The organism is Camelimonas sp. ID_303_24 (assembly GCF_053543495.1).
Window position 1 is genome coordinate 1 of the sequence record NZ_JBLLJM010000020.1, and the last position, 18,042, is coordinate 18,042.

General features: G+C 66.8%; 15 protein-coding genes and 1 tRNA gene. 6 read left to right on the plus strand and 10 right to left on the minus strand.

Translation table 11 applies throughout. The annotated features are described in order from the left end of the window. On the plus strand, window positions 1-402 hold a 402-nt coding region (locus ACERNI_RS15230), incomplete at its 5' end, for a MucR family transcriptional regulator (RefSeq protein WP_448834109.1). A 1,004-nt stretch (window positions 403-1,406) separates the two neighbouring features. Continuing rightward, a complete protein-coding gene (locus ACERNI_RS15235) occupies window positions 1,407-2,486 on the plus strand; it encodes a helix-turn-helix transcriptional regulator (protein WP_448834110.1) in 1,080 nt (359 codons plus the stop codon). Window positions 2,487-2,790: 304 nt separating this feature from the next. Here the strand turns inward: ACERNI_RS15235 and ACERNI_RS15240 are convergent. Then, window positions 2,791-2,867: transfer RNA gene (locus tag ACERNI_RS15240), tRNA-His, on the minus strand. Between the two features lie 299 nt (window positions 2,868-3,166). Between ACERNI_RS15240 and ACERNI_RS15245 the strand changes: the two genes are divergently transcribed. Then, on the plus strand, window positions 3,167-6,547 hold the full coding sequence (locus ACERNI_RS15245; RefSeq protein ID WP_448834111.1) for an ATP-binding protein: 3,381 nt from the start codon (window positions 3,167-3,169) through the stop codon (window positions 6,545-6,547). A 187-nt stretch (window positions 6,548-6,734) separates the two neighbouring features. On the opposite strand, the gene bfr is transcribed toward ACERNI_RS15245, so the two are convergent. From bfr to ACERNI_RS15280, 7 genes are all read right to left on the minus strand, one after another. After that, the gene (gene bfr, locus ACERNI_RS15250) at window positions 6,735-7,229 is read right to left on the minus strand and encodes a bacterioferritin (protein WP_448834112.1); all 495 of its coding nucleotides are present in this window, start codon (window positions 7,227-7,229) and stop codon (window positions 6,735-6,737) included. A 468-nt stretch (window positions 7,230-7,697) separates the two neighbouring features. Continuing rightward, on the minus strand, window positions 7,698-8,186 hold the full coding sequence (locus ACERNI_RS15255) for a (2Fe-2S)-binding protein (RefSeq protein WP_448834113.1): 489 nt from the start codon (window positions 8,184-8,186) through the stop codon (window positions 7,698-7,700). A 281-nt stretch (window positions 8,187-8,467) separates the two neighbouring features. Beyond that, window positions 8,468-8,689, minus strand: coding sequence for a hypothetical protein (locus tag ACERNI_RS15260; RefSeq protein WP_448834114.1), 222 nt, complete (start codon window positions 8,687-8,689; stop codon window positions 8,468-8,470). Between the two features lie 88 nt (window positions 8,690-8,777). Next, window positions 8,778-9,461, minus strand: a complete 684-nt coding sequence (locus ACERNI_RS15265; RefSeq protein ID WP_448834115.1) for a LutC/YkgG family protein — start codon at window positions 9,459-9,461, stop codon at window positions 8,778-8,780. Further along, window positions 9,458-10,927 (minus strand): LutB/LldF family L-lactate oxidation iron-sulfur protein, encoded by a 1,470-nt coding sequence (locus ACERNI_RS15270; RefSeq protein WP_448834116.1) that lies wholly within the window; start codon window positions 10,925-10,927, stop codon window positions 9,458-9,460. Before ACERNI_RS15270 ends, ACERNI_RS15265 begins: the two co-directional genes overlap by 4 nt. Window position 10,928: 1 nt before the next feature. Continuing rightward, entirely contained in the window at window positions 10,929-11,738 is an 810-nt protein-coding gene (locus ACERNI_RS15275; protein ID WP_448834117.1) for a (Fe-S)-binding protein, read from the minus strand. Between the two features lie 110 nt (window positions 11,739-11,848). After that, complete coding sequence (locus tag ACERNI_RS15280) at window positions 11,849-12,268, minus strand: c-type cytochrome (protein ID WP_448834166.1); 420 nt, start codon at window positions 12,266-12,268, stop codon at window positions 11,849-11,851. A gap of 336 nt (window positions 12,269-12,604) precedes the next feature. Here ACERNI_RS15280 and ACERNI_RS15285 point away from each other — a divergent pair, with 336 nt between their 5' ends. Then, window positions 12,605-13,486, plus strand: a complete 882-nt coding sequence (locus ACERNI_RS15285; RefSeq protein ID WP_448834118.1) for a DUF2076 domain-containing protein — start codon at window positions 12,605-12,607, stop codon at window positions 13,484-13,486. A gap of 198 nt (window positions 13,487-13,684) precedes the next feature. Here the strand turns inward: ACERNI_RS15285 and ACERNI_RS15290 are convergent, their stop codons facing one another. Then, window positions 13,685-14,476 (minus strand): L,D-transpeptidase, encoded by a 792-nt coding sequence (locus ACERNI_RS15290; protein WP_448834119.1) that lies wholly within the window; start codon window positions 14,474-14,476, stop codon window positions 13,685-13,687. A gap of 378 nt (window positions 14,477-14,854) precedes the next feature. Next, window positions 14,855-15,352, minus strand: coding sequence for a MarR family winged helix-turn-helix transcriptional regulator (locus tag ACERNI_RS15295; RefSeq protein WP_448834120.1), 498 nt, complete (start codon window positions 15,350-15,352; stop codon window positions 14,855-14,857). A 414-nt stretch (window positions 15,353-15,766) separates the two neighbouring features. Between ACERNI_RS15295 and groES the strand changes: the two genes are divergently transcribed. Both groES and groL read left to right on the plus strand, forming a co-directional pair. After that, window positions 15,767-16,054: a co-chaperone GroES gene (gene groES / locus ACERNI_RS15300; protein ID WP_132010087.1), complete on the plus strand. Its 288-nt coding sequence runs from the start codon at window positions 15,767-15,769 to the stop codon at window positions 16,052-16,054. A gap of 147 nt (window positions 16,055-16,201) precedes the next feature. Then, window positions 16,202-17,848, plus strand: a complete 1,647-nt coding sequence (groL, locus tag ACERNI_RS15305) for a chaperonin GroEL (protein WP_448834121.1) — start codon at window positions 16,202-16,204, stop codon at window positions 17,846-17,848. Window positions 17,849-18,042: the final 194 nt, after the last annotated feature.

Sequence of the window (18,042 nt, forward strand, 5' to 3'; positions counted from 1 at the left end):
TTTTTACACAGCCTCGACTCGCTGGTGAAGCTGGCGACCGGCGTGACGGAAGTTGTTGCGGAGCCGCAGCAGCCGGCCGTGCCAGTCAAGCGCTCCGTGACGCCAGACTACATCGTCTGTCTGGAGGACGGCAAAAAGTTCAAGTCGCTGAAGCGCCACCTGCGCACGTCGTATGATCTGACGCCCGAGCAGTACCGCGCCAAGTGGGGTCTGCCGTCTGACTATCCGATGGTTGCTCCCAACTATGCGGCGTCCCGTTCGGCGCTTGCCAAGTCAATGGGCCTCGGCCAGCAGCGCCGTCGCGGCGCCGCCAACGATGCGCCGGTTGCCCGGACCGCGAACGCCGCCAAGAGCGCCGCGACGAGCACCCGCAAGCGCGGCCCGGCCAAAAGCGCCGAGTAAACCGCGGCGTCAGGTGCGCAGGAACGCTGGGTAATCATGCGGGATCTGCGCGCTGTCTGAAGGTCGCTGGGAAGTCTGGTTTCAGATTCTTTCAGTGAGCATGCCTGGAAGTATTGGCAGGCGCGGTCAATTTGGCCGCGCCTGTTTTTTTATTGGCGTGGTGGAGATGCGGCGCAAAAGCCGGTCCCATGCCGGGGCCCGGTGAGCCCCGGGCGCCGGGTTCAGGCCAGGCCATGCCAGGTCGGTCATTTCCGGCTCATTTCAGGTCAATACAAGTGGAGCCAAAGCAAGCCAGGCGGTTCATGGGTGTCGCTGGGCATCATGTCGCCGTCGTCTGACGCGCGTGGATGCGCCGGCAAGTTTGTGATCCCCCGTCAGAAACGGGTTGACGGCGTGCGGGCGGGCCATGGCGGCGACGGCGCGCCTGCGCCGCCTCCGGCAGTCTTCGAAGGACGGCGGGCGTCAGTTGTGAGTCTTGCGGGTTTCCCGCCCCGCGTTCGCAAAGTCCTGACAGGAATGGCCGCAACGTGACGCTGTCCCGTTGCCAGATGCGGCCATGGCCGGGCCAGTGTTTCAGGCGGCGGGGGCGGTGCGTGGTGCCTTTTTGTGCGGTCGCCTGCCTTCTGGCTGATGAAACTGCTGTCTGGTAATCTGCGTGCGCGGCCATCAATTTGTGCGCAAGCGCACATTGCGGACATTCAGAATGAATGCCGGACCCGGATTCAGAATACTCCGGTGGATGGGCGCGAGGATTTGCGTCTGGGTGCAGTTGTTCCATAAAACGCGATCGTTTATACGATGGCGATGTCAGGCGGCGGAGAGAATGGTTATCATCTGTGCGTCCATATCAAACGTTGTTTTCAGATCGCGCGCGCTGCCTCTTCTATAGTCGGCCTGGATATTATTTCAGCTTTCATAAAATTGCTCAAATTCCAAACGAGGACATATTTTCGAATATTATTACTGTTGAGGCATGAATATCAGGGGGCGGATGGTGGTGTACAGTGAATTTTCTTTTCCCAAGAGGGTCGGTCCAGAGCGTGCCGGTTGGCGCGCGCCTGCAGCTATGCGCTGAGGTGCTGACCAATTTGGCTGGATGCCGTTCGGGCATTCTGGCTCTGGTAAACGCGTCTGGCTTCGTGCAGGAATCCGTTCGCATCGGGCCGGCATCCGATGGTCCGGCGGGCGCGTCGGTCAACGATGACCTCCGGCTGCTTGCGCGCCAGGTGCCCCACGGCGCGGACCAGTTTGTTGGCCTGGCGCCCTGTCATCCTCTCATCGCCCGGCTGTTTGGCGAGCCGCCGGTTGGCAAGGCGCACAGCGTCATCGGTCGCATCGGCTGGCAAGCCGAGTGCGACCTCGTGCTGGTGGCCGGGTGGCGGCCGGCGTGCCTGGAGCCGCTGGAGGCGGCGCTGCTGGCGCGCGGCGCCAATGCCTGCCGCAACGCCGTTCAGGCCGATCGCGCCGATGGGGCGTCGGAGGGCGCGGGGCTTGATCTGATCAATTCCGTGGTTTCACCCGTCATTCGCGTCGACGAGCGCCTCACGATCGTCAACCTGAATGAGCCGGCCCGCAGAGAGCTTGCCCATGGCGGCGTCCTGTGTGAGCAGGCCGGCCGGCTGGCCAGCGCCACCTGCCACGCCATGGAGGAATTGCGCGCCGCCGTGCGCAGGTCCGTGCGCGAGATGGGAACTGAAGGGCGTCGTTCATCGATCATCCCCCTGACAGGCGACGCCGGACTGCCGCGTTTCGCCATTGTGGCGCCGTCGCCGTCCCATGGCGAGGACCCGACCGCGGTGGTTGTGTTGCCGGAGGTTGACGGCGAGGAGGGCGCCCGGCGGCTGTCCGCGCTTTACAATCTGACCAGGGCCGAGGAGGGGGTGGTCAGATTGATCCTCGTCGGCGCCGCGCCTGTGGGGATCGCTGCGGAGCTGGGGCTGACCGAGGCGACGGTGCGCACCTACATCAAGCGCATCATGCTCAAGCTGGGCATCAACCGCCGCTCCGAATTCTTCCTGCTTTATATATTGACCATGTCGCCGTTTCGTTTTCCGGCAGGGGCGCCCCAGGCCGGGGGCGCCTGACGTCAACGCCTGTTGGGTCTGGCCCATCGGGATCTGGCATGGGTGAAATCGCGCCGGGTTTCTGGCGCGCTTTCCGGCCGGACGGAATCGCCTGGTCGATCAGGGCCGGTTCAGGGCGAGGGCGCGCTGGAGCCATTCCCGATCCGTATCGATTGGAAATCGCGCCAGCCCCCGGCCGGGCGGTCTTGTGGGTGGCTCCTGGCCTGTCCGGGGGGGCGCTGTCCGGAAGGCGCTGCCCGGTGCGAACTGGCGGCAAAGAAAAAGCCGCCTCGCGGCGGCCTGTCATCCACGGCGGGATGAGAAATGGTACAGCTGCCCCGGCTCGAACGGGGGACCTCTAGATCCACAATCTAGCGCTCTAACCAACTGAGCTACAGCTGCATTCTGGGGCGGAACCTATGGCGGTCGGGCCGGGAAGGCAATACCCCGTCAACGCTCCGTCGCATTTATTCAACGACTTCTTTTGCGACATTCCGTCCCGTCAGGCGGTCTCTGGCGAAAACCGGGGAAAAAACGCCCCGCCCAGGCTCCGGCGCTGGTCCGGGCAAAAGCCGTTAACCTTTCCCTGGACGGCCCTGGGCCAATGGCTCTGTCGTCGCCGGATATTCTGCTAGTATATTGCGGAACTTGACCAAGTCGCGTTTGACCAGGTCGCGTCAGCAGGAGCACTGACCCTATCGATGACCGACCCGGCCAGCCACATATCGCTGACGGACTTGCTGGCCCGACCGGCTGACGCGCCTGTGGTCGCGGCGGCTGATGTCGCGTGCCTGCTGGCGGCAGACGGCTCCGTGTTGTGGGCGACGGGACCTGGACGGGCGCTGGCCGCGAGACTTGACCGCCCCTCACGGGCGCGCCTGTCGGCGCTGGCTGCCAGCGCGCCGGGCGCCGGGCGTGAGGCCATTCCCGTGCGGGCTGGCGGCGTTGGTTTTTCAGGGCGCGGCCACGTGTTGCAGCGCCATGACGGCGGGCGGGCCGTTCTGGTGCAGATCGCCGGCCGGATTCCCCGTGCGTGGGGCGCGGCTCCAGAACGTCTGGCGGCAGCGGAAATGGCCGGAGACCGCGACGCGCCGGCGAACGCCCTGAAAAAGCTGGCGGGCGCCCGGCCGACCTTGCGGTTCGTCTGGCATACGGACGCTGCGGGCGTCATCCGCTCCGTGTCAGCGGCGCTGGCCAGGGCGCTGGGCGGCGAGACGGTCATCGGCAAAACCTGGGCCGAACTTGCTGTGGGGATCGCCGCCGCGCCGGAGCTCGACGCGCGCGTTCGCTCCGGCCGGGCCTGGTCTGGGCTGGCGACCACCTGGCGTCTCGATGCGCTGGGGGCCAACATTCCCGTTGAGTTCGGCGGGGCTCCCATTCGTGACGCGGCTGGCGCGCCGGCGGGGCAGCGGGGCTATGGCCTGATGCGCCTGGATGCGGCGCAAGCCGTTGCGCCGCCGCCGCGGGCCGATGCCCCAGTGACAGACGTCCCAGTGGCAGACGCTCCAGTGGCAGACGCTCCAGTGACAGGCGCCGCTATGGCGGGCGCTCCGGTGGCAGGCGATCTGATGGCAGGCGTGGCCAGGGCCGGCGTGTCGACGGCGAGGTCGCAGGACGCGGTTTTTGAAGCAGAGGCGCGGCGCGTCATCCGGCAGCCGGAGGAGCCGGCGGCGGAGCCCGCCGAATCCGAGCTTGCCCAGGCGACTTCCACTGCCCAGGCGACTTCCACTGCCCAGGCGACTTCCACTGCCCAGGAGACTTCCACTGCCCAGGAGACCTCCACTGCCCAGGAGACCTCCACTGTCCAGGAGGCTTCCACTGCCCAGGAGGCTTCCACTGCCCAGGAGGCTTCCACTGCCCAGGATGCTTCCACTGCCCAGGAACCTTTCACCACCCGAGGGCCTGTTGCTGCTGAAGGGCCTGGGTCTGCCCAGGCGGCTGACGACGGTTTGTCCAGCATTGTCGCCAGGGTGGCGTCGGGCGGTCGGCTGCATGAGCCGGCGTTGCCCCTGTTTCCGCCCCTGGCCGATGCGCCGCCGGTTGAGCCCGGTCCCGCGCCATCCGTCCGGCATGCGGACATCAGGCGCAAGTCCGGCGTTGGCGGCTTGAGCCACGGCGAACGCCAGACCTTGCGCGATATCGCCCGGGCGCTTGGCGCGCGCGTGAGCGAGGATGACGTGCGGCGTCAGGCATCCATTATCCAGGCTTCCGCTATCCAGGAGCCGGAGGCGCCTGAAGGTCACGCCTCGGCGAGCGCCAGTTCCGCTGGTCCCGCCGCCGGCGCAGATCTGACGGTTTCTCCCGATCTCGCGCGCGCTGGGCCTGCCACCGTCGACGCGGTCTCGATCGAGCCGGCCCCTTTGGCGTCGTCAGTGGCGGCCGCCGGCGATGGCGTTGTCCTCACGACGCCTGACGCGCCTGCGGCGCCAGTGACGGCGCCAGCCAGCCAGGCGTTGACGGCTGAAGCGGCGCGCCCGTCCCGGGCGGCGGCTGCGGACAAGCCCGCTGATCCCGCGCCAGTTCAGGCGCTCGCTGGGGACGTTGCCCACAACCTGGCCCGGGATATTGAGAGGCAGCTTGGGAAGGAGCGCGCCGCCATTGCCCAGGAAGCCCGGGTCGAGGCGCTTCGCGGGCTGGTTCAGTCCATGCCGGTCGCTGCTTTGGTAAGCAGGGACGGGGTGGCGGTGCACGCCAACAATGCGTTTCTCGCCTTGTCGCGCCATGCCGGTTTCGGCGATGTGGCGGGGCAGCGGCTTGGCCTGCTGTTTCCGGAAACCGCTCTGAGCTCCTGTTTCAGCGGCAAGGGCGTTCTTGCCGGCGCCCGGGGCGTGCGCATGCCCGTGGAGTTGATCTGCGCGCCGGCGCCCTGGACCGACGGGGAGGCGCTGCTCATTCTGGCGTTGCGGGACGCCACGGCCGAGGTCGCCGCCCGCGCCGCCCATCTTGAAGATGAGCTGGCCGCCTCGGCGGCGCGCGAAGTCGAGTTGCGCGGTGTGCTCGACACCGCCACCGACGGCGTTGTGCTGCTGGACGCCCATGGCCGCATCCTGTCGGTCAACCGGTCGGCGGAGGCGCTGTTCGGCTATGAGCAGAACCAGCTTGTCGGCGAACCATTGACCCGCCTGCTGGCGCCGGAGAGTCACGCCGTCGCCAGCGATTATCTCGAGGGTCTGCGCGCTGGCGGCGTCGCCAGCCTGCTCAATGACGGGCGCGAGGTGACGGGGCGCGTGCGCCAGGGCGGCGACTGCCGCCTGTTCATGACGCTGGGCAAGGTCGGCGCTGGCGCCGGTCAGCGCTATTGCGCGGTGCTGCGCGACGTCACCGCCTGGAAGAAAACCGAGAGCGAACTGATTGAGGCGAAGCGCCAGGCCGAGGCTGCCAATGCGCAGAAATCGGATTTCCTGGCGCGCATGAGCCATGAGGTGCGCACGCCGCTCGGGGCGATGATCGGCTTTGCCGAGCTGATGCTGGAGGAGCGCTTCGGTCCCATCGAGAATCCGCGCTACCGCGAGTATGTGCGCGACATTCACGAGTCCGGCCAGTACGTCATCAGCCTCGTCAACGACCTGCTCGATCTGGCCCGGATCGAGGCGGGGAAGATGGAGCTGTCGTTCGCCAGCGTCGATCTCAACGCCGTGCTGAACTCCTGCGTGACGCTGATGCAGCCCCAGGCCAGCAAGGCGCACATCGTGCTGCGCAGTTCGCTGGAGACAAAGCTGCCGCCGGTGGTGGCCGATGAGCGCTCCATGCGCCAGATCACCCTGAATGTGCTGGGCAACGCGCTGAAGTTCACCGACGCCGGCGGCCAGGTGATTCTGTCGTCGGCCCGCATGCCGGGAGGCGAGGTGGTCATTCGCGTCCGCGACACGGGCATCGGCATGAATGAGCAGGAGGTGGTGGAGGCGCTGAAGCCGTTCCGCCGTCTGGCCCATGGCCGCAAGACCCCCGGCACCGGCCTTGGCCTGCCGCTCACCGCGGCCCTGGTAGAGGCCAATCGCGGCGCGCTGCGCATCACCAGCACGCCGGGCGAGGGCACGCTGGTGGAAATCGTGCTGCCGCCGTCGCGGGTGCTGGCGGGGTAACGCGCTTTCCGATCAGACGGAGCCGTCTGATCGCCCAGAATTCGCTCAAACCAAAGGACGCAGGAGCCCCTTCCGATCCATCTTGACCGGCTGTGAGGGGTGGGCAAACGCGAAAAAGGCCGGATTGCTCCGGCCTTTCTGATTTGGCTTCCACCTGCTGCAGGCGCCGGTTTCGCGCCGCCAGGATTCAGTGGTCCGAGCCGCTTTCTTCCAGGCCGCCCATGTGGTGCTGGCAATACAGCGCCTCGCCCAGACGGTTGACCAGGTCGAGCTGGGTTTCAAGGAAGTCGATATGGCCTTCCTCGTCCTTCATCAGTTCGACAAACAGATCGCGCGACGGGTAGTCCTTGACCTCGAGGCAGTAAGACGCGGCTTCCTGGTAGAGGGCGCGCGCGTCCAGTTCGGCGGCAAGGTCCGCCTGCAGGATCTCGGTGACGGTCTGGCCAATGCGCAGGGGGTCAAGCACCTGCATGTTGGGGAACCCTTCCAGGAACAGGATGCGGTCGGTGAACCGGTCCGCATGCTGCATTTCCTCGATCGATTCCTTGCGCCATTGCTGGGCGAGCTTCTTCAGGCCCCAGTTGTCGAGGATGCGGAAATGCAACCAGTACTGGTTGATCGCGGTCAGTTCGCTGCGCAGGCCACGGTTGAGATACTCGATGACCTTCTGGTCGCCTTTCATCGGGGGCTCCTTGTTTAGGATCGTTCTAATCTATGGCGAGGGGCATTCGAAAGCAAGGGCTGAAGCAGCCTGGGGGCTGTTTCGCTGATGACAGTCTATCAGGAGGCAACGACAGGCTGATCACATGTCGCTGCCTGCCTCACACATTTCAGGGGAGGACGCTGCGCGGACCAGAACGCGTGAAACAGGTCCGCCGGCCCGTTGACCTGGAGCAGTGGACTTCGACCTGTGGAGCAGTACTTGAGAACCAGGATTTGCGGCTCTGGACTTGAGAACCTGGACCGGCTGGCGTGGAAAGGCGGGCAGGCGCAGGTCCCGCCCGGGCGGGGCTGCCGGTCAGACCCTGGCCAGAAACAGTCTGGCCCTGCCAGAACAGTCAGCCAGAAACATTGAGGCGCGGCCACAAACAGGCCGGGCGACGGCGCCACGTTCTGCCGCGACTGCGCGTGAGTAGGGAAACGAAGCCAGTTATTCCGCCGCCATCAGCGTCAGGCCGGCATCGTCATTGGCCGGTCGCGCTGCCTGGTCGTGGCTGTGATCGCCGCATGTCGCGGCGCAAGCGCGGGAGGCGCAGAACCGCTGGGCCTCGGGCACAACCAGCTGGCGGCGTGGCGCAACGCCCCCAAGGCGCCAGTCCGGCGCTGCATGGGAAGAGGCTGGCGCGACTTCGGCTCGCGCGACTTCGGCTGACGCGACTTCGGCCGGCGCCACCTGAGCCTGCGTCATCTGGGCATGCGCGGCCTCGCCCGGGCACACGGCGCAGCCGATCTGGCAGGCGGCGCTGCTGGTGATGTCAGAAAACATCTGGCGAATTTGCTGGACGCAACGCCCGCAATTCGGCTTGCAGCCAAGGCACAGATAGACCTGCCCCGGCGAACGCGGACGCGTGGCCACTTCGCCCGTCAGCGAATCCAGCACCTGGCGGTCGGTCAACTGATTACAGGAACAGACGATCATCGCGTTCTTTAGAATTGTTAAAAACAGAAGCTCTTTCAATCACTTATTGTACAATACGACCCTGCGGTCAAGCGGGCCGCGCGCCAATGCCGCAGGCGCGCAAAACCCACGTCGGCCGGCAGGGCCGGCCGTAGCTGGCGTCAAAAGTCCCGGGCAGAGCAGGGCGCCGGTTTAACGAAACCGGCCAGGCCCTGGCTCTCCATTGCATCCGGCGCATCAGGGCGCCGGGCATCCATCAACCGTCTGCCCGCGCCAGGCGATCCGGCTGGCTGTTCCGCCGTTCAGGCTTCCGGTCCCGGGTGTGCAGGCGTCTGCCTGTCGGCGCCCTCTTTCGGCGCCTTGATGGCGTAGCGTTGATCGCGCGGCGCCCGCGTTACCGAGGAGGGGTCGCTGGCGGGGAAACTCTCATCAATGGATTCGTCGAGTTCCGCTTCCTCGTGCGCCCGTTCCTTTGACCGCTCCAGTCCGGGTTTGGGCCCTGCGCCCGGCTTGTTGTCATTCATGGCAGCCTCCTCTCACATATGGATAACGTGAGCATGGCCAGCCTGTTCCGCCAGATGCGTTCAGTCTGCTGACTTCAGTCTCCGCCGTTCAGTCCGCGGCGCTCCGGTCGATCACAATGACATGCAGGGCGCGCGGCCCGTGGGCGCCAAGGAGGATGGTGCGGTCGATGTCGCCGGAGCGGGAGGGGCCGGTCACCATGTTAACCGTGCGCGGCAACTGCCCGTGCGGGCTCCCGGCGCGCAACCGCGTCCACACGTCCTCCAGCGCCGGAACCAGATCGGCGCTGTCCAGCACGACGATATGATTGTCTGGCAGGAAGTTGATGGTGGTGGGGTTGTCCGGTCCGGACAGCAGCACCAGCGAACCCGTTTCGATGACGCCGGCGAAGGCGTGGCTGAGGCCATTGAGGTCATCGCCGGCGCTGGGGCCGCGGCTGGTCTCCAGCGTTGTGGCGCCCCATGGCATGGCGGCAAGGCGCGCGTCGGCGCCCATGCGCAGGCGGGCTGGCAAATTGTTCGCGCCCAGCCAGCGCGCCGCCTCGGCCGGAACCTGCTCCGGCCCGCTGACGATGGCGACCGATGTTTGCACCGCCTCGGCGTATTTGCGGAATGTGGCGATGGCTTCCGCGCCGGTTTTCTGGCCGCGCTCCGGCACGACGCCGCGCTCCGGGCGGGCCAGCCGGTCGGCCACGGCCTGGCGGCGCGGCTCTTCCCGCCCGGTAACGCCCAGCGACCGGCGAATGCCGGCGAAGATTTCGTCGCGCGCCGTCATGGGTTTTGTTCCTTTGCCCCCGTCTGGCCGCCGGCCCGCCGGCGCCTGCCAGCCTCCGCCGCCCACATCGCCTGGAATGTCTTGCCTTCGGGCGCCGGGAAATCCCGTCCCTGGGTCCAGCCGGAGGCGAGCGGCAGGGAGGCGAACCTGCCCTTGCCGCGCGCCGCCAGCGCCAGCGCCGCCGCGCCGAGGCGCGTCGCCTGGCGATAGAGCCAGGGCCGGCGGGCGAAGAAGCCCCACAGGGCAAGGCCCGAGCGGGTGGCCGCCGGCGTCAGATGCCGCTCGAATTCCTTCTCGCGCCAGTGGCGCATCAGCTTCGGCAGCGGAATGCGCACCGGGCAGACCGATTCACAGCGGCCGCAGAAGGTGGAGGCGTTGGGCAGGTGGCCGCCCTTCTCGACGCCGATCAGCGAGGGCGTCAGCACCGAGCCCATCGGCCCGGGGTAGGTCCAGCCATAGGCGTGGCCGCCAACCGCCTGGTAGACCGGGCAATGGTTCATGCAGGCGCCGCAACGGATGCAGCGCAGCATCTCCTCGAATGACGTGCCCAGCATGCCGGTGCGGCCATTGTCGAGCAGCACCACGTGATACGCGCCGGGCCCGTCCGGATCGCCGTCGCGGCGCGGGCCGGTGGAGAAGGTGGCGTAGACCGAGCTGTCCTGTCCGGTGGCCGAGCGCGCCAGCACCCGCAGCATCTGGGCGCAGTCGTCCAGGGTGGGAACCAGCTTCTCCAGCGAGGCCAGCACGATATGCGCCTTCGGCAGCGTCTGGGTCAGGTCGCCATTGCCCTCATTGGTGACAATGACCGAGGTCCCGGTTTCGGCGATGAGGAAATTGGCGCCGGTGATGCCAACGTCGGCGGTCAGAAAATGCTGGCGCAGCGCCTGCCGCGCTTCGTTCAGCAGGCTCACCGGCTCGGAGAGGTCGCGCTCCGGGGGCAATTGCGTATGGACGCGGCGAAAATCCTGCTCCACCTGGGCGGCGCTCAGGTGAAACGCCGGGGCGATGATGTGCGACGGCGTCTCGTGGCGCAACTGGATGATGTATTCGCCAAGATCCGTTTCGACCGGGGTGAAGCCCTCGCGCTCCAGATGGTCGTTGAGGCCGATCTCCTCGGAGATCATCGACTTGCCCTTGGTCACCGTCTTCGCGTCGAGCTCACGGCAGATGCCGGCGACGATGCGGCGCGCCTCGGCGGCGTCGCGGGCGTAGTGCACATGGCCGCCGCTGGCGATCACCTTCGCCTCAAACTGCTCCAGATAGAGATCGAGATGGGCGAGGGTATGATTCTTGATGTCGCGGGCGCTGTCGCGCAGCGCCTCGAACTCGGGCAGGGCGGCGGCGGCTTCGGCGCGTTTCACCGAGAAGCCGGTGCGCATGGTGCCGAGCACCGCCTGCAATTGTTTGTCTTCCAGCGCCCGGTGGGCATTCTCGCGGAAGGCCGGGGAGGTGATGGCGGCCGTCATCTCATGCGCCTCCCTTGCTGGCGGCGGGCGCCGGCGCGGAGATCGGCGGCAGGTCATCCATGCCCGCCAGCACCTCGGCCACATGGCGCACCGCCGTCGGGCTGTTCTGGCGCGACAGCTTGCCGGCCATGTTCATCAGGCAGCCAAGATCGCCGGCCAGCACCATGGGCGCGCCGGATTCGGTAATCCTGGCGGCTTTTTCGGCGACAATGGCGTTGGAGATCTCGCCGTATTTCACCGCGAAAGTCCCGCCGAAGCCGCAGCAGATGTCGGAGCCTTCCATCTCCACCAGCTTCAGCCCGCGCACCGAGCCCAGCAGCTTGCGCGGCTGCGCCTGCACGCCCATCTCGCGCAGCCCGGCGCAGGAATCATGGTAGGTCGCCACGCCGTCAAAGCTGGCGTTGACGGCGCTGACGCCCATGACGTCGACGAGGAAGCTGGTCAGCTCCCAGGTTTTTTCCGCGAAGGCATTGGCCTTGCCGCGCAGGTCCGGGTCGTCGGCGAACAGTTCGGGATAGTGCCGCCGCACCATGCCGGCGCAGGAGCCTGACGGCGCCACGACATAGTCCAGATGGCTGAATGCCCGGATCATCGCCCGCGCCAGATCGGTCGCCGTGGCCCGGTCGCCGGAATTGAAGGCGGGCTGGCCGCAGCAGGTCTGCGCCGGAACCTCCACATGGCAGCCGGCGTCCTGCAACAGCTTCGCCGCGGCGAACCCGACAGACGGCCTCATCAGGTCCACCAGGCAGGTGACAAACAACCCAACGCGGGGCTGTTGCGGGGGCTTTCGCGGAGCTGTCTGCTGCGGCATCGGCGCGTTCCTGTCGGGGGCGATGCCAGCGCTGGCTGGACAACGCGTGAGTTCAGAAAACGGGAGCAGGGGAGTGGTTCCGTGTGAACGGGCGCTGCTCTGGCGAAGGGTCAGGGCGTCTTTTTGCCGTCTGCGTCGAACTGGCCAACATAGGCCAGCAGATCATCGATATCCTTGTCCTTGGGCAGGCCGACGAAGATCATCCGGGTGCCGGTGACCTTGGCGCGCGGGTTCTTCAGATAGTCGCGCAGGGTGGCGGCGTCCCAGGTGAGGCCGGAATTCTTCATGGCGTCGGAGAAGTTGTAGCCGGCGACGGTTCCCGCCTTGCGGCCGATCAACCCGTTCAGTTCTGGACCAACCAGGTGTTTGGCGCCCGCGCCGATCTGATGGCAGGCGCGGCATTTCAAAAACACCTTCTCGCCAGCCTCGACGGAGCCGCCCGTCGCTACCGGCGCGGCGGTTTCCGCCCGCGCCGTCACGGGCAGGCCGGCGATGAACGCCAGGGATAACGCGGCGCCCATAAGGCGCATCAGTCCGGGACCGCCGCGGCGCCCGGTGTTGTCGGTCTGGCGGAGGCGGCGGGACGGATGCGCGATCATGGTATTGTCCTTGTTTGGCCGAAGCAGGCGCCGGCTTCGATATTGCCGGTTTTAGCACTTTGGAATCATTCTGCACACGCGGACGCGCGACGCAGCAAGGTATTTTGTCCAGGCCATCGCGAGCCCCCACGGCGGGCCGGCGCCTCTCGCCAGGCCTTGGCCAGGTGATGAAAAGTTCAGCTGACGCCTCTGGCGCGCGCGGGAAACCGTCCCCATGTCATCCATGGCCGCTCACAGGGAGCGGTGGGCAATCGGGAGAAGACGTATATGGATCCGCAAGAACGTGAGGTCATCGACGGGATTTTTCGGCGCCTGGGAGAGGCGGCGAACAACCCGCGCGACCCTGAGGCGGAGCGCTATATCGCTGATCTGGTCGCCCGCCAGCCTTATGCGCCATATGCGCTCGCCCAGGCCGTCTATGTCCAGGACATGGCGGTGCAGCAACTGTCCTCCCGCAATCAGGAGCTGGAGCAGCGCGCCCGGGAGCTTGAGGACGAGGCCCGCAGCGTGCGCGAGCAACTGGCGCGCGAGCAGGCTCAAGTTCAGGCCCAAGTCCAGGCTCAGGCCCAGCAGGCGCCTGCCGGTGGTTTCCTTTCCGGCCTGTTCGGCGGTCGCGGCAGCGTGCCGCAAACCGGGCCGGCGGCGCAGGCGCGCCCCGGTGGCTTTGGCCAGGGCGCGGCCCCACAGAACCCGGCTTTTGGTGCAGCGCGCCAGGGCGATTCCGAGGGGGCTCCCCAAGGGGCTCCCATGCCAGGCGGTCCATGGTCGCGCGGCGCGCAACCCGGCCAGGCCGCTGGACCGTGGGGCGGGCAACAGCCGCAGGCCCCGGCCGGCGGCGGCTTCCTGCGCGGCGCCCTGACCACGGCGGCGGGCGTCGCGGGCGGCGCGCTGCTGTTCGATGCGGTGAAGGGCATGATGGGCGGCTCGTCCGCCGCCAACGCCACGCCAGCCGACAAGGCGGAAGCGGGGAAGGCCGACGCGCAGCAGGACAACGCCAGCAAGGACAACGCCAGCGACCAGAAGGCGGACAACAACCAGAACGATAGTCAGAACGACGCCAGCTATCAGGACGCCGGTTACGATGATCCGTCCTATGGCGACCAGTCCTGGGACGATGGCGACTACGGCGGCGACGACGACTGGGCGTAAGCTCTGAAGCCCCGTCTGGAGGATATGGATGGCGCGCATTTCCATTGCGCGCCATTTCTTTTTTAAGGCCGGGCGAGCGCGCGGCGGATCAGCGCGCGATGATCGTCTCCGTTCGCGGCCGCCGCGAGGAAGCTATGGGCTTCGCCTGCACGCTTCAGTAGCGCGTGGTCTGGAAGCCGCGCCCGGGCGCCTCTCCCGTCACATCACCACCACCTTCGCCCCGACGTTGACCCGTGAATACAGGTCGATCACATCGTCATTGGTCAGCCGGATGCAGCCCGAAGACACGTTCTGGCCGATGGTGTTGGGCTCGTTGGTGCCGTGAATGCGATACAGGGTTGAGCCCAGATACAGGGCCCGGGCGCCGAGCGGATTATCCGGGCCGCCGGCCATGAAACGCGGCAGGTCGGGCCGGCGCCGGCGCATGTCGGCGGGCGGACGCCAGTCCGGCCATTCGCGTTTCATGGAAATGTGCTGGCTGCCCCGCCACTGGAAGCCTTCGCGACCGACGCCGATGCCGTAGCGGATGGCCATGCCGCCGCCCTGCACCAGATACAGATATTTTTTGCGCGTATCGATGACGATCGCGCCGGCGGGCTGGCCGCCGGAATAGGACACCGTCTGCCGGCGGAAGCGCGGCGCAACCTCCTGCTGCATGATCTCGCCGCCATAGATGTCGCCGCCTGGATAGCCCTGATCGTCCAGTTGCTGGGAGCTCCTGGCGGCGGCGCGCGTGCGTCGCTGGGCGCGTGGCCGGGCGTCGCTGTCATCAATCCAGTAGCCGTACTGCTGGCCATCCAGCGCCGGCGCGCCGCCGCGCCAGTAGCCGGGCGGGGGCGCGCTCCTTCCGCCGTAACCGCCGCCGTAACCGCCGCCATAGCCGCTGTCCTGCGCCCGGGCGGCCAGGGGCGTCGCCAGCAGTGCGATGGCGATGATGACGGTGCTCCGGATTGACGGGCGCGGGCGCCACAGGCGGGATTGCGCATCCATCGCCGGCTTTTGCTCCGCTCTGACCAGCACGGGCATTGGTTTGGGCAAGGGCAAGGGCAAGGGCACGGGCACGGTATGTGGCATTGGTTTTGGCATTTGCCTTGGGCCTCCACGCAATGTGACCCGACGCTGCCCGCCAAAGCGGGCGCCGCTTTTGCGGCAAGCGCGCTGGATCGATCAGGCTGGCGCATCGTCAACTCCCGCCGGAGATGACAGTTCGCCAGAGGGGAAGCGCAGGTCTGCCCGTCTTCCCGGTATGGTGTTCCCGAAATGATAATGCAGCGGCAACGCTGGCGGTTCCCCGCAGCGGAAGTATGACGACGCTGCCAGATCAGGCCAGATCAGGTCAGGCCAGATCAGGCCCGTCGCGGCGCAGGCCTATTTCGCCAGCAGGCCGTTTTGGGTTTTTCCCTGGGTCTTGCCTTGTTTCTGGCTCTGGCGTCGGGCGTGCGTCCGCGCGTCGGCCGCCACATCGGGCTCCTCCTGCGGCGCTGACTGGGCGCGCGCCACGCGCCGCAGGGCGCGCAGGCTGTCGCGCGCCTCCAGCCAGGCCTGCGATCCCATCTCCGTCTCGACCGCGTTCTGGGCCTTGCGCCACAGCGGCGTCGCCCGCGCCAGCGCCTCGCGCCCCGCGTCGGTGAGTTCATGCGCGACGGCGCGGCCGCCGCCGGCCCGGGGGGCGATCAGGCCCACATCGCCCAGCAGCCGCAGGTTGCGGGTGAGGGTAGTCCGCTCCAGCGCCAGCATGTCGGCCAGGGCGCTGATGGAGCCGGTGAGGCCGCGATCAATCGCCGCCAGCAGCGACAATTGCGTCACCTTCAGGCCCGTGGGACGCAGCGCCTCGTCATACATGCGGGTCAGCGCCCGGGCTGTCATACGGGATTGAAGACAGGCGCATATAGCTCCGGGACCGGAATGGGCGTCCCCGCGGCTGGCGGGCTGGTTGCCGGTCTGGCTGGCGGTCATGTCTGCCCCTGCGCTGTCTGTCGCTTGCGCGGTCGCGCGGAAGCGTCGGGCGAAACATGGCGCATTGCCGGCGTTTGGTAAACCGGCGGGACTGTCCGCCGGCTTTCGGGCTGGTTTCCGCCTGGCCTTCGGGCCGGCTGGTAACCCGGCGGGAGGAACGGCGATCGAACCAGGGAAAAAATGATCCCGCCCCTGTCGTGCGCTCCTTGACTCCCCGCGGGGCCACGCCTATCTCCCGGCCAGCGTTAGCACTCGCGCTTGCATAGTGCTAACGACCCCATTCGAACCATGCGCGTTTCGCGCCCCTATCAAGAGGAATGGTCCATGAAGTTCCGTCCGCTGCATGACCGCGTCGTCGTCCGTCGCATCGAAAGCGAAGAGAAGACGAAGGGCGGCATCATCATCCCCGATACCGCCAAGGAAAAGCCCCAGGAGGGCGAGGTCGTGGCTGCTGGCGCTGGCGCGCGTGACGAGCAGGGCAAGCTGGTTGCTCTCGACGTCAAGGCTGGCGATCGCGTGCTGTTCGGCAAGTGGTCGGGCACCGAGGTCAAGATCGACGGCGAAGACCTGCTGATCATGAAGGAGTCGGACATCCTCGGCGTCATCGGCTGATTTCAGCTGGCGCGATGCGGCTGGCCTGCGGGCCGGCCGGATGTTTCCGGATTTTCCAGACAGTGAATTCAGGGCTCCGCCAGAGCCGCGACGGATTGGGATCCGGCGCAGGTATCGGCGGGAGGTCCCGACAACAGGAGCAAGCACATGGCTGCCAAGGACGTAAAATTCGGCGGTGAAGCCCGCGACAAGATGCTGCGCGGCGTGGATATCCTCGCCAACGCCGTGAAGGTGACGCTGGGTCCGAAGGGCCGCAACGTCGTGATCGAGAAGTCGTTCGGCGCGCCGCGCATCACCAAGGACGGCGTTTCGGTCGCCAAGGAAATCGAACTCGCTGACCGCTTCGAGAACATGGGCGCCCAGATGGTGCGCGAAGTGGCCTCGAAGACCAACGACAAGGCTGGCGACGGCACCACCACCGCCACCGTGCTGGCCCAGGCCATCGTCAAGGAAGGCGCCAAGGCTGTGGCCGCCGGCATGAACCCGATGGACCTGAAGCGTGGCATTGATCTGGCCACCGCCGCCGCCATCAAGGACATCGCCGCCCGCGCCAAGAAGGTCAAGGATTCGTCCGAGATCGCCCAGGTCGGCACCATCTCCGCCAATGGCGACCGCTTCATCGGCGAGGAAATCGCCAATGCGATGCAGAAGGTCGGCAACGAGGGCGTGATCACGGTTGAAGAGGCCAAGACGGCCGAGACCGAGGTCGAGATCGTTGAGGGCATGCAGTTCGATCGCGGCTACCTGTCGCCGTACTTCATCACCAACGCCGAGAAGATGGTTGCGGACCTCGAAGATCCGTACATCCTGATCCACGAGAAGAAGCTGTCGTCGCTGCAGTCGCTGCTGCCGGTGCTTGAGGCCGTCGTCCAGACCGGCAAGCCGCTGGTCATCATCGCTGAGGACGTCGAGGGCGAGGCCCTGGCCACCCTGGTGGTCAACAAGCTGCGCGGCGGCCTGAAGGTTGCGGCCGTCAAGGCTCCGGGCTTCGGCGATCGTCGCAAGGCCATGCTTGAGGACATCGCGATCCTCACCAACGGCCAGACCATCTCGGAAGACATCGGCATCAAGCTCGAGAACGTGACCCTCGAGATGCTGGGCCGCGCCAAGCGCATCCGCATCGAGAAGGAAAACACCACGATCATCGACGGCGCCGGCGCCCGCGAGGAGATCGAGGCCCGCGTCGCCCAGATCAAGGCCCAGATCGAAGAGACCTCTTCGGACTACGACCGTGAGAAGCTGCAGGAGCGTCTGGCCAAGCTGGCTGGCGGCGTCGCGGTCATCCGCGTCGGCGGCTCGACGGAAGTCGAAGTCAAGGAGAAGAAGGACCGCGTTGACGACGCCCTGAACGCCACCCGCGCTGCGGTGGAAGAAGGCATCGTTCCTGGCGGCGGCACCGCCCTGCTGCGCGCCCGCGCCGCCGTGCAGGCCCTGACCTCGGACAACGCCGACATCCGCGCTGGCATCGCCATCGTCGCCCGCGCCCTTGAGGCTCCGATCCGCCAGATCGCCGAGAACGCCGGCGTGGAAGGCTCGATCGTTGTCGGCAAGATCACCGACAACAAGGACAGCGCCACGTTCGGCTTCAACGCCCAGACCGAAGAGTATGTCGACATGCTCCAGGCTGGCATCGTTGACCCGGCCAAGGTTGTCCGCACCGCTCTCCAGGACGCGGCTTCGGTCTCCGGCCTGCTGATCACCACCGAGGCCATGGTCGCCGACGCTCCGAAGAAGGATGCGGCTCCGGCGATGCCGGCCGGCGGCATGGGCGGCATGGGCGGCATGGACTTCTGATCCAGCCGGCTCAGGCGGTCCGGCCCGCGCCGGACCGACGGGATTGGGGCTCCGGAGTTTTCCGGGGCCCTTTTTTATGCGCTCCGCGCGGGTCGGATCGGGCGGGGTTGCGGCGGCGGCCGCCGCATGAGAGCAGTTTTCGATCAATCTGGATCGCAAACTGCTCCAGTTCTCCTTGTTTTGAGCGAATTCTG

Bases quoted from the DNA above. Each gene is read 5' to 3' on its own strand.
- ACERNI_RS15295 (WP_448834120.1), bottom strand. From the start codon at position 15,352: ATGACAGCCCGGGCGCTGACCCGCATGTATGACGAGGCGCTGCGTCCC.
- ACERNI_RS15255 (WP_448834113.1), bottom strand. From the start codon at position 8,186: ATGATCGTCTGTTCCTGTAATCAGTTGACCGACCGCCAGGTGCTGGAT.
- ACERNI_RS15275 (WP_448834117.1), bottom strand. From the start codon at position 11,738: ATGCCGCAGCAGACAGCTCCGCGAAAGCCCCCGCAACAGCCCCGCGTT.
- ACERNI_RS15280 (WP_448834166.1), bottom strand. From the start codon at position 12,268: ATGCGCCTTATGGGCGCCGCGTTATCCCTGGCGTTCATCGCCGGCCTG.
- ACERNI_RS15290 (WP_448834119.1), bottom strand. From the start codon at position 14,476: ATGGATGCGCAATCCCGCCTGTGGCGCCCGCGCCCGTCAATCCGGAGC.
- bfr (WP_448834112.1), bottom strand. From the start codon at position 7,229: ATGAAAGGCGACCAGAAGGTCATCGAGTATCTCAACCGTGGCCTGCGC.
- ACERNI_RS15260 (WP_448834114.1), bottom strand. From the start codon at position 8,689: ATGAATGACAACAAGCCGGGCGCAGGGCCCAAACCCGGACTGGAGCGG.
- ACERNI_RS15285 (WP_448834118.1), top strand. From the start codon at position 12,605: ATGGATCCGCAAGAACGTGAGGTCATCGACGGGATTTTTCGGCGCCTG.
- ACERNI_RS15265 (WP_448834115.1), bottom strand. From the start codon at position 9,461: ATGACGGCGCGCGACGAAATCTTCGCCGGCATTCGCCGGTCGCTGGGC.
- ACERNI_RS15270 (WP_448834116.1), bottom strand. From the start codon at position 10,927: ATGACGGCCGCCATCACCTCCCCGGCCTTCCGCGAGAATGCCCACCGG.
- groL (WP_448834121.1), top strand. From the start codon at position 16,202: ATGGCTGCCAAGGACGTAAAATTCGGCGGTGAAGCCCGCGACAAGATG.
- groES (WP_132010087.1), top strand. From the start codon at position 15,767: ATGAAGTTCCGTCCGCTGCATGACCGCGTCGTCGTCCGTCGCATCGAA.
- ACERNI_RS15245 (WP_448834111.1), top strand. From the start codon at position 3,167: ATGACCGACCCGGCCAGCCACATATCGCTGACGGACTTGCTGGCCCGA.